Annotated in this window: 11 protein-coding genes; 4 read left to right on the forward strand and 7 right to left on the reverse strand. The window is 62.7% G+C overall.

Going from position 1 to position 15,629, the window contains the following annotated elements; genetic code table 11:
- Window position 1 precedes the first annotated feature (1 nt).
- The 4 genes from proC to mtnB all read left to right on the forward strand — a co-directional run bounded on the left by proC (window position 2) and on the right by mtnB (window position 3,560).
- Window positions 2–901: a pyrroline-5-carboxylate reductase gene (gene proC, locus H582_RS0118425; protein WP_028599702.1), complete on the forward strand. Its 900-nt coding sequence runs from the start codon at window positions 2–4 to the stop codon at window positions 899–901.
- Between the two features lie 19 nt (window positions 902–920).
- Window positions 921–2,141 (forward strand): 2,3-diketo-5-methylthiopentyl-1-phosphate enolase, encoded by a 1,221-nt coding sequence (locus H582_RS0118430; protein WP_043111604.1) that lies wholly within the window; start codon window positions 921–923, stop codon window positions 2,139–2,141.
- Window positions 2,142–2,202: 61 nt separating this feature from the next.
- Window positions 2,203–2,901: a 2-hydroxy-3-keto-5-methylthiopentenyl-1-phosphate phosphatase gene (locus H582_RS0118435; RefSeq protein ID WP_028599704.1), complete on the forward strand. Its 699-nt coding sequence runs from the start codon at window positions 2,203–2,205 to the stop codon at window positions 2,899–2,901.
- Window positions 2,898–3,560 carry a methylthioribulose 1-phosphate dehydratase gene (gene mtnB / locus H582_RS0118440; protein ID WP_028599705.1) on the forward strand — a complete coding sequence of 221 codons (663 nt, stop codon included), beginning with the start codon at window positions 2,898–2,900 and terminating at the stop codon, window positions 3,558–3,560. The genes H582_RS0118435 and mtnB overlap by 4 nt, the downstream gene beginning before the upstream one ends.
- Before the next feature lie 107 nt (window positions 3,561–3,667).
- On the opposite strand, the gene H582_RS0118445 is transcribed toward mtnB, so the two are convergent.
- The 7 genes from H582_RS0118445 to arfA all read right to left on the reverse strand — a co-directional run bounded on the left by H582_RS0118445 (window position 3,668) and on the right by arfA (window position 15,564).
- Window positions 3,668–4,942 (reverse strand): rhamnogalacturonan lyase family protein, encoded by a 1,275-nt coding sequence (locus H582_RS0118445; protein WP_028599706.1) that lies wholly within the window; start codon window positions 4,940–4,942, stop codon window positions 3,668–3,670.
- On the reverse strand, window positions 4,939–7,581 hold the full coding sequence (locus tag H582_RS0118450) for an exo-rhamnogalacturonan lyase family protein (RefSeq protein WP_052333418.1): 2,643 nt from the start codon (window positions 7,579–7,581) through the stop codon (window positions 4,939–4,941). The genes H582_RS0118445 and H582_RS0118450 overlap by 4 nt, the downstream gene beginning before the upstream one ends.
- Before the next feature lie 178 nt (window positions 7,582–7,759).
- Window positions 7,760–10,081, reverse strand: coding sequence for an AraC family transcriptional regulator (locus H582_RS0118455; protein WP_052333419.1), 2,322 nt, complete (start codon window positions 10,079–10,081; stop codon window positions 7,760–7,762).
- Between the two features lie 167 nt (window positions 10,082–10,248).
- The gene (locus H582_RS0118460) at window positions 10,249–11,844 is read right to left on the reverse strand and encodes an extracellular solute-binding protein (protein WP_028599709.1); all 1,596 of its coding nucleotides are present in this window, start codon (window positions 11,842–11,844) and stop codon (window positions 10,249–10,251) included.
- A 28-nt stretch (window positions 11,845–11,872) separates the two neighbouring features.
- Entirely contained in the window at window positions 11,873–12,757 is an 885-nt protein-coding gene (locus tag H582_RS0118465; protein WP_028599710.1) for a carbohydrate ABC transporter permease, read from the reverse strand.
- 21 nt (window positions 12,758–12,778) lie between these two features.
- Window positions 12,779–13,741 carry an ABC transporter permease gene (locus H582_RS0118470; protein WP_028599711.1) on the reverse strand — a complete coding sequence of 321 codons (963 nt, stop codon included), beginning with the start codon at window positions 13,739–13,741 and terminating at the stop codon, window positions 12,779–12,781.
- 305 nt (window positions 13,742–14,046) lie between these two features.
- Window positions 14,047–15,564, reverse strand: coding sequence for an arabinosylfuranosidase ArfA (gene arfA, locus H582_RS0118475; protein WP_028599712.1), 1,518 nt, complete (start codon window positions 15,562–15,564; stop codon window positions 14,047–14,049).
- Between the last annotated feature and the right edge of the window lie 65 nt (window positions 15,565–15,629).

Below are 15,629 nucleotides of genomic sequence, written 5' to 3' on the forward strand. Positions count from 1 at the left end.
TATGACGACGCAATCCGCGGCCGGCGCTTCGCCGGCCGCTCCCGATACGCAGCTGCAGCAGCTGCGCTTCTGCTTCTACGGCGCCGGCTCGATGGCCGAAGCCGTCGCCCGCGGCATGACCGGCCGCAAGCTGTGCCCGCCCGAGCAGATCGGCATGTTCAACCGCAGCGGCGGCCAGCGGCTCGCCGACCTGCGCGCCCTGTACGGCGTGACGACCGCCGAGACGCCGGAGGACAAGGACCGCCTGCTGGCCGAGGCCGATGTCGTGATTTTGAGCATGAAGCCGAAGGACGCCGAGGAGGCGCTCCGCTCCGTCGCCGCCACGCTGCGGCCGGGGCAGCTGATCGTCTCGATGATCGCCGGGCTGTCGATCCGCACGATCCAGGCTCTGCTCGGCCAGCCGCTCGCGGTCGTGCGCACGATGCCCAATACGTCCAGCTCGATCGGCCTCGGCGCGACCGGCCTCAGCTTCTCCGGCGAGGTCAGCGACGAGCAGCGCCGCATCGGCGAGCAGCTGTTCCGCTCCGTCGGCATGACGGTCACGGTCGAGGAGCCGCTGCTCGAAGCGGTGACCGGCGTATCCGGCAGCGGCCCGGCGTATCTGTACTACATCATGGAGTCGATGATCCAGGCCGGCGTCGAGCTGGGGCTGGACAGCGGCCTCGCGCGCGAGCTGACCGTGCAGACGATGCTCGGCGCCGCCGAGATGATGCGGATCACCGGCGAGCAGCCGGCCGAGCTGCGCCGCCAGGTGACGAGCCCGGGCGGCACGACCCAGGCAGCGATCGCGCTCATGGAGGAGCACGGAGTCGGCCTGCATTTCCGCCAAGGGATGAAAAAATCGTCGCAGCGCGCCTCCGAAATCGGACGCGATCTGGAAAGGAGCGTACTCGGTGACTGAATCGACGAACCGAGCCGGCATGTGCGTCGCGACGTACCGCGTCCATGACGACAAGGCCGACTTCGCCAAGAAAGCCCAGTCCATCGCCGTCGGCCTGACGGTCGGCAGCTGGACCGATCTGCCGGAGCTGCGCAAGGCCGAGATGGAAAAGCATCTCGGCCGCGTCGTCTCCGTCGAGGAGCATGCGGGAGACGGCACGCCGGGCAGCCGGCATGCCGACATCCGCATCGCCTATCCCGACCTCAACTTCAGCCGCGACATCCCTGCCCTGCTCGTCACCGTCTTCGGCAAGCTGTCGATGGACGGACGGGTCAAGCTGCTCGATCTCGACGTGTCCGACGGCTTCCAGAGCGCCTTCGCCGGTCCAAAATTCGGCATCGCCGGCGTGCGCGAGCAGCTCGGCGTCCACGGCCGCCCGCTGCTGATGAGCATCTTCAAGTCCGTCATCGGCCACGATCTGCGCGGGCTCGAGGAGCAGTTCTACCAGCAGGCTCTCGGCGGCGTCGATCTGATCAAGGACGACGAGATCCTGTTCGAGAACGACGAGATCGGCATCGACCGCCGCGTCGCCGTCTGCATGGAGGCTGCCCGGCGGGCGTCGCAGCAGACCGGCCAGAAGCTGCTCTACGCCGTCAACCTGACCGGCCCGACGTCGCGGCTGCATGACCAGGCCCGCCGCGCGATCGCCGAGGGAGCCAACGCGCTGCTGTTCAACGCGCTCGCCTACGGCTACGACGCGCTGCATGAGCTCGCGGCCGATCCGTCGGTGAACGTGCCGATCGCCGCCCATCCGGCGATGGCCGGCGCGTTTTATCCGTCGCCGCATTACGGCATCGACGCCCCGCTGCTGCTCGGCAAGCTGATGCGGCTCGCCGGCGCCGATCTCGTGCTCTTCCCTTCTCCGTATGGCTCGGTCGTCATGCCGAAGGAAGAGAATCTCGCGATCACCGCGGCGCTGCTCGACCCGTCCCGTCCGATGCGGACGAGCTTCCCCGTGCCGTCCGCCGGCATCCACCCCGGCCTCGTGCCGCTGCTGCTGCGCGACTTCGGCATCGAGTCGGTCGTCAATGCCGGCGGCGGCGTGCACGGCCATCCGGGCGGCGCCGCCGCCGGCGGACAAGCGTTCCGCCAGGCGATCGACGCCGCGATGGCGGGCATTCCGCTGCAGCAGGCGGCGCAGGAGCCGGGACGCGAGGCGCTGCGCGCCGCCGTCGACGCCTGGGGAGTGCGCGAGGCCTGAGGCTTCGCGGCATCCGCCCCGCGAATTTCGCAACCGCAACCGAGAAAGAAGGCTTAGAGCGATGAGCATGGAATCGAAAAAACAAGTGCTGTTCTGCGACTTCGACGGCACGATCACCGAGAACGACAATATCGTCGCGATCATCAAGCAGTTCGATCCGGACGGCTGGCAGCAGCTCGTGCAGGACACGGTCGACCAGCGCATCTCCGTCCAGGAGGGCGTCGGCTCGCTGTTCCGCCTCCTGCCGGCCTCGCTGAAGGACGAGGTCGTCCGCTATTCGATCGCCAATGCCGTCATCCGAGACGGCTTCCGCGAGCTGCTCGCCTATTGCCGGGAGCAGGACATCGACTTCTACGTCACGAGCGGCGGCATCGATTTCTTCGTCTACCCGCTGCTGGAGCCGTTCGGCATCCCGCATGACCATATCTATTGCAACGGGGCCGACTTCTCGGGCGAGCGCATCGAGATCGTCTGGCCGCATCCATGCGACGACGGCTGTCCGAACGGCAGCTGCGGCATGTGCAAGACGGCGGTCATGCGCCGGTTTCCGGCGGAGCGCTACGAGCGCATCCTGATCGGCGACAGCGTCACCGACTTCGAGGGCGCGAAGCTCGCCGATCACGTCTTCTCGCGCGCCCAGCTGACGGCCAAGTGCCGCGAGCTCGGCCTGCCGCATGAGGAGTTCGCGACGTTCCATGACGTCGTGCGCGACCTGCAGGAGCGCCGGCCAGCCCATCAAGAAAGGACGCGTCAATCATGAGCGATTTTCAAGAGCATCTCGCGAAGCTGGAGGACAAGCAGCGCGCCTACGCCGAGCTGGCCGAGGTCAAGGAGCTGTTCGCCTCGCGCGGCTGGTTCGCCGGCACGAGCGGCAATCTGTCGGTGCGCGTCGGAGACTTCAACCCGGGGAGCTTCCAGTTCGCCGTCACGGCGAGCGGCAAGGACAAGTCGAAGCGCACCGCGGAGGACTTCCTGCTCGTCGACCAGAACGGCAAGCCGAGCGAGCCGACGGCGCTGAAGCCGTCCGCCGAGACGCTGATCCACTGCGAGATCTACCGTCTAACCGGAGCCGGCGCCATCTTCCATATCCATTCCGTCTTCAGCAACGTCGTCTCCGAGTGGTTCTGGGAGCGGCGCTCGGTGCCGGTCGCCGGCGTCGAGCTCATCAAGGGGCTCGGCATTTGGGAGGAAGAAGCGCAGATCGAGATTCCGATCGTACCGAACTACGCCGACATCCCGCGCATCGTGCCGGAAATTACCGACGCGCTCCAGCCTCGCCTGCCGGGCGTGCTGCTGCGCAAGCACGGCATCTACGCCTGGGGCAAGGACGCCTTTGAGGCGAAGCGCCATCTCGAGTCGTTCGAATTCCTGTTCGAATACGTCTATCGCTGGGAGCTGCTGCAGGGCAGCCGTCGATAAGCGGCCCTATTCCCTCGCGAACGAAAAGCAACCAGGCACGGCTGCTCCGGCAGCCGTGCCTGGTTGTTTTTGTCGGGCCTCGACAAGTCGGCTGAAGCATGCCAAGCTCAGCCTGGCCACTCGCCGCCCGGATAAAGCGTCGAGCGGTACAGGCGCTTGGGCTGGGGCAGCGCATGCCCCGGGCGCCTGGCCGTCAGATCGATCGCGGCGCTGCCGAAGATCGCCGCTCTCTCATCGTTGTAAACGATGACCTGCTCCGTACCTGTGCCGGCGAGATCGCCATGCACGGCATACCCTTCCGCCGGAAATTCCGCCACTACGTTCATATGGCCGTCGTAGAGGGACGGCCATACGCCTCCACCGCGCCGATAGGCGAGGATGTAGTCCTGCCGCGAATCCGGCTCCCAATGCTGCAGCGTTTCCGCGATCGTCAGCCAGCCGTCGGTCCGACGGTCCTCCTTCCACAGCTGAGCGCCGCTCGAATCGAGCAGGAACAGCGCATCCTTTCCTCTCAGCCCCTTGCCGTCGTCTTCCCGGACGAGCCGGTCCAGTCCCGCGATCTGCAGCCCGGGAAGCTCCGGGCGGAACTTGCCGAGCGCGATATGCTGGGACTCGATCGAGTCCGCATGCCGCCACAGCTCCTGTCCGTCGCGGCTGTACATGACCGTCACGCTGCCTCCGACGACAACCTCCGGAATTCCGTCTCCGTCGACATCGCCGAACCAGATGCAGTCGGCATGATCCTCGAGGCCGCTGCAGCTCCATCTCCTCCGGCCTGTATGATCGAGCAGATCGTATCCCGCCATGATTTCGTCGAAGCCGTCTCCATCCAGATCGCCAGCCCATGGAAAATGGCCCGGATTGCCCTCGTACGTCCAAAGCAGGTTGAATCGGTTGTCCATCGCCCACAGCTTATGGTAGCGGTCTTTCAGGATGAGGTCCGAAGCGCGCGGGCCTCCGCTCAGATTGGCGATGATCAGGCAGTCATGCGCATGGGGAGACGGCAGCTCATGAGACGCTTTCTGCGCTCCCGTCGCGCCGTCCAGCACGACAATGCGATCGTTCATGACGCAGAGCACCTCCAGCCGCCCGTCGCCGTCCCAATCGTACACCTGGGCCGGATAGTCGGAGCCCTGGCTTCCCGCTCGAGGATCCGGTTTGCCGGCTTGCCAAAGCCGGTTCCCGTCCAGGTCGAAGGCCGTCACGCATTGCACTTGATGCGGAATATGACGGACATCCTGCCGGTTGTCGGGCTGCACGAGCACGAGCTCCATCCGGCCGTCGGCGTCCAGGTCCCCGAGCAGCATCTTGCATCTCGGGCCTGCCGGGCTGATGTCTAGCTCGGCCAAGCGCGCCGCTCCTTCCTGTCTGCTGCGTTTCATCGGCCACTCTCCTTTAACATAATCGCGCCGCTGCCCGGAATCGCCGGCCGCTCGGGCAGCGCATCGCCGAGCAGCTCCAGGCAAATGATCGCATTGAGCGACCACTGCGAAGCCTCGTTCGTATTCATCCAGTCGATCTCTCGCAGCTCGTGGACATAAGAGACAGTCTGCGCGTCGTTGACCAGATCGACGGTCGCAAACGGATGCTCCATCAGGAACGACCAGGCCAGCCGGGCCGTCCGCTCCTCTTGCCTGTACGAAGCTCCGTAAGCGACGAGGGCAAGCGTCAGAACGGGATGCCCGAAGCTGCTCGCGCTGATCTTCCCGCCGGTGATGTCATCCTTCTCCTCCTGCGGCAGATGATAGAACAAGCCGAAGTCGGCCATCATCTCGTTCCACTGCGGGTCCTTCAGCATGCCGGCCAGCTCCATCCACACTTGCGGTCCGCCCATGCACACCGCCAGATGGCGCCCCCAATTGTCGTCTCCCAGCGGCGTCAGCCGGCCCGTCTGCGGGTCGTAGCCGTACGTCGGGCCGGAGATGAGGCCGAAGCTCGCCTGCTTGATGCATGCGATGCCCGTCAGCAGCTTGTCTCGATAAGCCGCGTCCTCGAAGCGCTCCCAGCGGGTCATCCAGTTCGAGCTGAACGCCGCCCAGTCCGGCCCGACGCGGGCATGCGTCGGATGCTCGTCTTTCGGAAAATACGCTCTCATCGGGTCGAGCGAGACGGTGGTGTAATCGGCATCCTTCACTTCCTCCATCATGTCGCCGATCCGCTCGTCGGCGGTCAGATAATAATAATAGCGATGCAGGCCGGCCATGCTGATGCGAGCCTCCTTGCAGCCACAGCCCCAATGGACGACATTGTGGCGCGATCCGAGTCCGGCGTATTCGCCAAAGTGATAGACGTCCACCTCGCTCGTATGGCGCGTCATCGCCTCCGCCAGGCGGAAGATGTCCTCCCGGCCCGAACGCAGGAACATGAGCCATAGCCACATGTTCGGCACGAGCTCCGTATTCTGCCAGGCGCAGCCGCCGAGGTCGTAGTTCCATACATGGCGGGCGGGATCGTAGCTGTGCATGAAGTCGCCGTAGTCCCAGAAGCCGTACCAGCGCCGCTGCTCGATTTCCCGCTGATAAAACGCGATGATGCCGTCCAGCTGCCGCTCCAGATGCGCTTTGGCCTCCGTACCGCGGTCGGGCAGGCTCCAGATGCCGAAGGCGCCTTGACGGTGGAAATGCTCCGGCTCGCATGCCAGCTGCGGCGGCGACTCGTTGTGTTCCGCCAGCCGCTCGAGCCGCTCGGGCGTCGGCGTGGACGCGCAGCCCCACAGCGTCAGCTCGTTCGTATTGGCGACGCCGTACGGCGTCGCCCGCATTTCCTCGGCGCCTTCGTAGGAAGACTCGACATGCGTCTCAGTGTCGTAATGGCGCATGTCCATGGCAGGGGCGTCCGGTGACCAGAACCAGGCGGTCAGCGCCGCCTCCGCGCCGAGCATCCCCTCGACTTCGAGGGCGGAAGGATGCTTGCGCCAGAAGTCGCGCATCGTTGCCGCGAGGCCGCCGCCTCGGCTGCCTGCGTAGACGACGCCGCGAGCGCGGCGTCCTTCCGCCGCCTTGATCCAGCTGCAGCCCGGCTTGGTGCGCTTGAGCATCCGATAGCTGTCGGCCGAGTGCTGCGTCAGCTTGAAGCTGTCCCAGGAGGCGGATTCCTCGAGCAGCCCGAGAAAATAACCGTCGTTCACTTGCTCCTCGAGCAGCCATTCCCCTCTCAGCTGCCGCTCGAACAGCTCCAAATAAGGGCCTTTCGTACGGCGCGTATGCAGCGTCTTGGCGGCTTCGCTCCAGAATCCGCTGTCTCCGGCGAAGCGGACATGGCGGTTGTAGTGAGGTCCACGCATCGGCACGGAGAAGCGAATTCCGAGCCCTTTGACGAAGTCCTGGCTCGGATTGCCGTCGTAAAAGAACGTGTGCACGATCCGGATCGTCTCGAGCCCCGCGTAGGCGTACAGCCGCAGCGAGAACGGCAGCCACTCGCCCGTGCTGGCCGGCCCGGCCGGCCCGTCGTCGGCCCGATGCCGACCGGACAGCTTCAGGACGGCCCGCGCCGGCCCTTGCTGCTCCAGCTCCACCCTGGCGATCCGCGACCGAAAGCGTTCTTGCCGATACGTCCTGCTTCCGGACAGCTCGCTCCTCGTTTCCCGCATGGCGATCAGCTCAGCCCTCCCGCCGATCGGCACGCCATTCCGGAAGATGCCGTCGATGATTGCGCTTCCTGTCTTCGGAACCCGGAACGAAATGACGCCCGTATCGACATCGACATGCTCCTCCGTCTCCGTCACGCTCAGCGCCGGAGCAGCGGCCATCGTTCGCGCCGATCCGCGCCGAACGGAATATTCGGCCGCCGCATCGGCGGGAAAGGCCGCCGCATGCGCCGTCCATTTGACGCTGCCGTCCGGCCAGTAGGCGGCCGGCCAGCTTTGCAGCGCTGGCGGAGCGCTGCCGTCCCCCGACTCCAGCGCCAGCTCCTCGCCGCGCCTCAGCTCCCCTTCCTTCCACGGCATTCCCCATGCGACTCCTGCGGGCAAAACAGGCGCTTCCTTCAGCCAGCGTAAACATGCCTTCGTCGTACCGCTCATAGCCTCATCTCCTGCCGAGATAGTTTGCAGACGGTTTCATTATATCGGCGCCTGTTTTCCCGGCAATCGGACAATCTTGCAGGAGGCGCGCAGGCTCCTTGCACCGTCCAGCCCGGGCTAGCACTTTTTTGCCGGCCGGCCTCGCCGATCGGCTTCGCCTTGCCTGCCAGGTGACGCGTCACTCCGGCCGGCTCAACATGCGGTAGCGCGTTGGCGTCATGCCCTCCAGCTTTTTGAAGATGCGGTTGAAATAGCTGTGCTGATAGCCGACCTGCTCGGCGATGTCCTGGATTTTCAGCTCGGACTCGCGCAGCAGCTCCTTCGCCTTGTCGACCCGCAGCCCGGTCAAGTAATCGATGAAATTCACGCCGGTCACCTGCTTGAACGATTTGCTGAGGAAAAATGGATTGGTGCCGATATGGTCGGCGCAATGATCGAGCGAAATGTCGCGCATGTAATTCCGCTGCAGGAAAAGCACCGCTTGCTCGATCAGGCGTCTCGTCTGGCCATTCGATCGGGTTTCCATCTCTCGGAGGTACGGCTCGAACACTTTGGCCGAAAACCATTCGCAGGCATGCTCGGGCTCCTTGATCTGCGACAGCTGCTCGTACAGATTGGCTCCCTTGTACAACCGACTCGGCTGGATGCCGGAAGCGAGAATCGCGTGCTGGACCGAGCCGAGCAGCTGCAGCATGCCTTGGTGGACGTCGATCGCCTTCGCTCCCGCCACCGAAAGCGATTGCTGGAACTCGCCCAGCAGCGTCTTGGCGTCCGCCGCCTGCCCGGCGCGCAGCGCCTGCAGCAGCTCGCGCTCCAGCGCGAACGGATAGGTCGGCGCCGGCGAGCCCTCCCAGTCCGACTGCTCCATGTCGATGACCTGGTTCGCATCGTCGAAGTTGCGGAAGCTGGCCGCTTGCTTCACCGCTTCGAAGGCGCGCGGAACGTCGCTCGCCCGCATCATGGAGCGGCTGATCGCGACCGTCACGTTCAGATGGAGCAGGCGGTTGACGGACTGCATCAATTCTTCGCAGAACGATCGGATCTTCGCTGCGAACGATCCCCCCTCGGGCAGGATCAGCAGCAGCCCCGAGCCGAGATCATGGAAGTTGATCGCGTTGTACTGCTCGAAGTACCGCGCGGCCGTCTCGTCGATGATGTTGACCGAGGCGAATGTCACCAGCCCTTCGTCCCCTTGCTTGAACTTGCCCTCCAAGCTGGCGATGCCGCTCAGCTGCACGTACAGCACGATGAACTGCCTGTTGCGGACGTCCCATTTGTACCGTTCCAGGCGCGAGAGCAGATCCTCTTCCGAGTAGGCGTAAAGATAGCCTTGCAGCAGCTGATGCAGGAAGCTCTCCTTGACGTAGGGCAATTGCTCGGTCAGCCTGGCGTTCAGCTCGCGGCTTTCGCGGCTCAGGTCGCGCCAATGCCTTTCGATCAGCGTGAACTCGTCCTCCCTCGCCTCTCCTTGTCCGCCATGCGGAATGAGGCTGCCCATCAGCCGCTTGATCGGCGAATAGATCCGGCCGGAAGCGAGCCAGGCGAGCAGCAGTCCGAGCAGCAGCGCGCTGACGCTGACGCCGAGGATGATTCTGGAGACGAATACGACCGGAGCGGTGATCGTCGTGATCGGCGAGGCGGATACATACATCCACGGGTCCATGATGCGTCCAAACTGTCCGGATGTAACCGCGTACGTCCTGCCGTCCCAATCCAAAAGAAAAGAGCCTGTCCCTCCGTCATCCGTCGAGATCCGAGCCCTCAGCGCCGCAATGAACGGCGAGTCCGCGGCATGGCCGTGAGCGGAGACGAACAGGCCGCCGTCCGCGCCGACCAGGAAGTTGTCGCCGTCATCATAGGGAGCGAGCGCCAGCAGCGCTTCCGCCACCTGCTCGCGGTCCAGCCGGGCGACGAGCGCGCCGAACGGCTTCAGGCTGCTTCCGGGAATTGGATGGACGAAGGCCAGCTCCCGCTGCTGAGGCTTGGCCGGATCAAAGGCGAGCTGCGTCCAGTACGTCGTCTTGTTCCTGTTTGCCAGCAAGCTGTCGTAAAGACCGATCACACGTTCATCCTGCAGCGAGGAATACTCCGGATCGAACAAGATCGGCTGCTCGCCCTGCAAGTAGAGGCTGACGTTGCCGATCATGGCGTTCGAGCCTTGCATGACGAGCAGCGTGCTCGTCAAGTCGCGGGTCCGGATGAAGTCGCGGACGAAGTCATGATCCTGCAGCGAATAGTCGAATCGGGTGTCGAATGCCCAGTGCGACAGCATCATTTCCAGATTCGCAAGCTGCGCGTCCATCGTGCGCGCCCGCTGCTCGATCTGGCCGACATGCTGCTGGAGCAGCTCCTTCTCGAGATTCCCTCCCGCCATCGCATACACCAATACGCTCGTGATGATGCCGGGTATGCTTGCGACGACGAGAAGCAGAATCAGGCTTTTCCGATAATAGCTGCCTGCGCCTCGCGTTAGACGAGCGGCAATCGTTCTCCCCTGCACTCTTTCGCCCCCTACTTTTTTGTAAGCGGATTCAAAAACGCCCGGCCAGAAGATGCATCCAGCATAACCGGAACGGCCTGGATGAACCAGTTTGAAAACCGACTTTTTCCGTTAAAAAGCCGTCTACATCGTGTTCTCGATGCAGACGGCCCGGTGTCGCTTTCGCTTTAATTTGCAGCAGCGTAGAGATCGTTGATCTCTTTCACATAGTCGTCGCCGCCGGATTTTTTCCACAGCTCGATGGCCTCTTTCCAGCCCTTCTCGTCGATCTGGCCGACGATGAACTTGATGCGCGCGTCATTGATGATGTTGCCGAGCTGCTGGCCCTTCTGGGAGTATACGGCGGAGATGAACGGAGCGGACGGGTCGGCTACGATCGTCTCCCGATTTTTCGCCATCACCTCGGACTGTTTCTTGCGCAGCGGCGTCTGCTTTACGTCCAGTCCGAGGTTGGTCGCAGGCGTGAACGGCGCCATCTGGTTGAGTCCCTCGACCTCGGACTCCAGCAGCGCGCTGTCGTCGGACGGCTGGATCGTATTGTCCTCCAATTTTGTATAATGCACGCCTTCGAGACCGGATCCGACGAGCGTCAGGTTTTCCGGCTCGTTCAGCGCATCCAGGAAGGCCAGCACCTTGTCGACCTCCTCCTCCGTTTTTACGCTCGACTTCGGTATCGCCAGCAAGCCTGAGAACCCGGCCGTCGGCAGCGTGCGGATCGAGCCGTCGGGGCTTTTGACCGCGCCGAACACATCCATGTAATGCTCTCGTTTGTCCTCCTTGCCGGCTGCGGCGAGCGCGTCATGAATCCGCAGGTCGGCGCGGGCAGCCCCGTCCACGACGTCGATGATCACGCCGGCCTGGCCATTGACGATCGGATCGGTCCACTTCGCGGAGTCCATGACGGCAAAGTCCTGGTTGACGAGCTTCTCGTCGTACAGCTTTTTCATGAACTTGAGCGCTTCGAAGTATTCGTCGTACATGAAGTCCGGCGTCAGCTGGCCGTCCTTAGTCCCCCAGTTGTTCGGCGCGCCGAACCAGAGCTTGATCTGATCGAAGCCCGCCCCCCACGCCGGCGCCCATTTCACCATGACGAGGCCGTACGTATCGTGCTTGCCGTTGCCGTCCGGATCTTTTTCAGTAAACGCTTTCAGCATTTCGTAGAACTCATCGATCGTCGTCGGCTGCTGCAGCCCGACGCTTTCCAGCCAGTCCTGGCGGTAGTAGACGCCGTTGCGGCCGATCTCGCGGCCTCGGTACACGCCGTAATTGCGGCCGTCGATCGAGGCGTTTTTGAGGATGACCGGATCGGATTGGCTCAGATTCGGATACTTTTTCAGCTTGTCGGTCACGTCCCAGAACGCGCCCGCTTTGACGGCGTTGACGAAGCTCGGGCCTTTCACATCGGGCACGTAGAGGATGCTCGGCAAGTTGCCCGAGGCGAGCGTAATGTTGAACTTGTCGCCGTACGAGGCGTTCGGCACCCATTGGAAGTGGATGTCGGTGTTCGTCCGCTTCTCCAGCTCGGCCGCGACCGGACTATCGTCCTTCGGAAAATTCGTCTTGAAAATCGGCAGCATGATGCTCAGCGCCAGCGGCTTGTCCGCGGTCGGCGATGCGTTCGGAGAGCCGCTGGCGGCAGGCGGAGCGGAAGCGGCAGGCTCGTTGCCGCTGCTGTCGGACGCGCAGCCTGCCATAGCGGCGGCGAAGACGGAACTGAGCAGCACAAGCCGGGAAGCGGAACCGGCGAGCGTCGATTTTTTCATTGTGATCTCCTCCTGGAACGGGAATGGCTCAGCCTTTGACGGAACCGAGCAGGACGCCTTTGGCGAAGTGCTTTTGCAGGAACGGGTAGACGCATAGGATCGGAATCGTACCGACGACGATGACGGCCATCTTGATCGACTGGTCCGGCGGAGCGACGAAGCTCGGATCCATCGAGTTCATGTCTCCGGCAGCAGCCTGAGATAAGAGGACGATCTGGCGCAGCATGACCTGCAGCGGCCATTTTTGCGGATCGTTGATGTAGAGCAGCGCCCCGAAAAAGTCGTTCCAATGGCCGACGGCATAAAACAGCGTGAAGGTGGCGAGCACCGGCATCGACAAGGGCAAGACGATGCGGCCGAGCAGGCCGAGCTCCGTGCAGCCGTCGATGCGGCCTGCATCCTCGATCTCTTTCGGGATTTCCTGGAAGAAATTTTTGACGATGATCAGGTTGAACGCGCTGATCGCGCCAGGCAGCATGAGCGACCAGAGGGAATCAAGCAGATGCAGCCCCCGAACGACGAGGTAAGTCGGAATCATGCCGCCGCCGAACAGCATCGAAAAGATGACGAGGTTCAGCACGAAATTCCTCCCCCACAACCCTCTGCGGGCGAGGGCGTAGGCCATCGTCACGGTGAAGAACAGATTGACTGCCGTGCCGATGACGGTGACGTAGACCGATACGCCGATGCTCTGCATGATCGTGTCCGTCGAGAAGATGAACTTGTAGGCATCGAGCGTGAGCGATTCCGGAATGAAGAAGACCGCTCGGCTCGTCAGCTCCGCGTCCGAGGCAAACGAGCCGGCGACGACATACACGAAGGGCAGCACGGCCGCCAAGGCGCATGCGGTCAGGAAGATGATGTTTGCCGCGTCGAAGATCGTCCCGGCGATGCTGCGGTTGCGTTTGGACATGGCTTCCGATCTCCTTTCGAATCAATAAAGGCCGGACTCGCCGAATTTTTTGGCCAGCCAGTTCGTCCCCAGCACGAGGATGATGCCGACGACGGACTTGAACAGGCCGACCGCCGTGCTGTAGCTGAACGCGCCTTGCGTGATGCCCATCGCATAGACGTAGGTGTCGAACACTTCCGCGGCCGAGCGGTTGAGCGGATTCAGCATCAGATAGATCTGCTCGAAGCCGTTGTCGAGCACGCTGCCCATTCGCAGGATGAGCAGGATGACGATCGTGCTGCGGATCGCAGGCAGCGTGATGTGCCAGATCTGCTTCCAGCGGTTCGCTCCGTCGATCGTCGCCGCCTCGTACTGCTCGACATCGACAGCAGAAAGCGCTGCCAGAAAGATGATCGTTCCCCAGCCGCATTCCTTCCATATCGTCTGCAGCAGGATGATCGGCCGGAACCAGTCCGGATCGGACAAAAAGGCGATCTTCTCGCCCGTATGCTGGAGCAGCAGCTCATTGACCGGCCCTCCTTCCGTCGTCAGGAAGACGTAGGTCAGGCTCGCGACGATGACCATGGAGATGAAATGCGGGATGTAGATCATCGTCTGGACGACTCTTTTGAACAGAGCCCGCCGGACTTCGTTCAGCAGCAGCGCCAGCACGATCGGAGCGGGGAAAAAGAAGACCAGATTCAGAAAGGACAGGATGAGCGTGTTCTGCAACAGCAGGAAAAACTCCGGATTGGCGAAGAACAGGCGGAAATGCTCCAGTCCGACCCACTCGCTTTTCCAAAAGCCGGTGAACGGCTGGTAGTTCTTGAAAGCAAGCAGGATGCCCCACATCGGCACATATTTGAAGAGGGCAAAATACAGCAAGCCTGGAAGCAGCAACAAGTAAAGCCACTTGTCCCGCCGCAGCCGGATGGCAAGGGACGGCCGATAGGCCGCCTCTCCAGCCGCTTGAGGCGGCTTCCCTCTTTCTATGGCCTGCTTCATCGTTTCTCCCACCTCCTTCTTCGCTATGATCGCATGCTCGCCTCGAGAGCGCTGGCCCTATTATGCAGAGGTCCTCGATTTTCCGGCAATGAGACATTTTTGAAGAAGGATGAAGCGCGGAGCTCGCGACGCCGGCCCAGCTTTCCCAAAAAGTGCAAGTCCGGCAAAAGAGTGGCATCCGCTCCGGCGCAGTTGCAAAAAAATCGCATCGCCAGCCGCAGCGGGCGGCGCAGACGATGGACGAATGAAAGACAAAAAACCCGCCGGTCTGCATGCAGCTCGGCGGGCTTTGCCTTTTCTTTTGCTTATCCGATCTTGACGCGGATGACGTTCCAGGACGCCTTCGGCAGCGTCGCTTCGATTTTGCCTGCGTCCGTCTGGGCGGCATTGCCGCCGACATGCGGCTTGACGCGGTTCGGCTCCTTCGCCGTATTCACCGCTTTCAAATCGTCGCTTTCCAGCACGATATGCTCGATGACCCGGCTCTGCTCGAAGCTGCGCAGGTCGATCTCGAACGGCAGCTCCTCGTCCAGATGGCGGTTGACGGCAAACACCGTCACCTCGCCGAGCTGCTCGTTGTAGACGGCGACCGATTCGAGGTAAGGGACGTCCGTGAAGTCCTTCGAGTCGTACTTCGGCGACTTCACCAGCGGCACGAGCACGGTGCCGCGTCCGAACACGCTCGCATGCATGTACGGATAATAGATCGTCTGCTTCCACGCCGCGCCGCCATTCTCCGTCATGATCGGCGCGATGACGTTGACGAGCTGCGCCATGCAGGCCATCTTCACCCGGTCCGCGCGCTTCAGCAGGCTGATCAGCATGCAGCCGACGAGCAGGGCGTCTTCATGGTTGTAGATGTCCTCCAGCTGCGGAGGCGCGATCGTCCATGGCTCCAGCTTGCTGTCCTGCTCGTTGGAGTGGAACCAGACGTTCCATTCGTCGAACGACAGGTGGATCTTCTTCTTGCCGCGCTTTTTGGCCTGGATGTAGTCGCATACCGAGATGACCGTATGGATGAAGCTGTCCATGCCGACCGACTGGGCGAGGAAGTTGGCGGTGTCGCCGTCCCGGTTGCCGTAGTATTGGTGAAGCGAGAGATAGTCGACGTTCTCGTAGGCCTGCTCCAGCACGGTCGCTTCCCATTCCGGATAGGTCGCCATCTGGATGCTCGAGCTGCCGCAGGCGACGAGCTCGATCGTCGGGTCCGTCCAGCGCATCACCTTCGCCGCTTCATTGGCGATGCGGCCGTATTCGTAGGCCGTCTTGCTGCCCATCTGCCACGGGCCGTCCATCTCGTTGCCGAGGCACCAGGTCTTGATCGCATGCGGCTTGGCATAGCCGTGGCTCGCGCGCAGGTCGCTCCAATAGGAGCCGGCCGGATGGTTGGCGTACTCGAGCAGGTTCCGCGCCTCGTCGGGACCGCGCGTGCCGAGGTTCACCGCCATCATTGCCTCGGTGTTGGCTTTTTTGCACCAGTCCATGAATTCGTTCAAGCCGACCCAGTTCGGCTCGACCGTGCGCCAGGCGAGATCCAGCTTGCGCGGACGCAGCTCCTTCGGCCCGACTCCGTCCTCCCAGTTGTAGCCGGAGACGAAGTTGCCGCCCGGATAACGGACGATCGGCACGTCCAGCCCTTTGACCAGCTCCAGCACGTCGCTGCGGAAGCCCTGCTCATCCGCCCCCGGATGATCCGGCTCATAGATGCCGCCGTATACGGCCCGTCCCAGATGCTCGATAAAGGAGCCGTAAATGCGCTTGTCCACCTCGCCGACTCGAAAATCCTTGTCCACGATCATCGAAGCTTTGTTTTTTGTCGTCATAACCGCTTCACCTCGTCTTCATATAAATACCGTTATTAATTAGTTAACAACTTCATGAATGAGTC

This window comes from Paenibacillus pasadenensis DSM 19293, assembly GCF_000422485.1.
Classification (GTDB): domain Bacteria; phylum Bacillota; class Bacilli; order Paenibacillales; family Paenibacillaceae; genus Paenibacillus_O; species Paenibacillus_O pasadenensis.